General features: G+C 64.9%; 1 protein-coding gene. It reads right to left on the bottom strand.

Annotated elements, in window-relative coordinates; translation table 11 throughout:
- Positions 1-393, bottom strand: a 393-nt coding sequence (locus tag GYB81_RS24185; protein ID WP_306342888.1) for a histidine kinase dimerization/phospho-acceptor domain-containing protein, incomplete at both ends; no start/stop codon positions are given.

Genomic DNA, 393 nt, shown 5'->3' with positions numbered 1-393 from the left:
AGGCGGCGGTTGCCGGCCGGTGCCAGGTAAGGTTCGATCAGGCAATGCAGCAGATGATCAAGATCCACCGGCTCGATGTTCTCGTGAATGTCGGTGTCCTTCACACATTGCAGCGCGCCCTTGACCAGCAGCTCGAGATCATCCAGATCGCGGCCGAACTTGCTCTGCAGGTTTTCATCGTCGAGCAGTTCGACGCGCAGGCGCAGACGGGTGATGGGCGTGCGCAGGTCATGGGAGATGGCGCTGAACAACTGAGCACGCTCGGTCAGGTAGCGGCTGATGCGCTCGCGCATGGCGTTGAAGGCGCGGGCCACTTCCACCACCTCGCGGCCGCCGCCCTCGGCCACCGGCTGCACATCGGCGCCCAGCGACATATGCCGGGCGGTACGCGCC

This window comes from Pseudomonas yangonensis (assembly GCF_009932725.1).
Lineage (GTDB): Bacteria > Pseudomonadota > Gammaproteobacteria > Pseudomonadales > Pseudomonadaceae > Aquipseudomonas > Aquipseudomonas yangonensis.
This window is presented reverse-complemented; position numbering and strand designations above follow the sequence as displayed.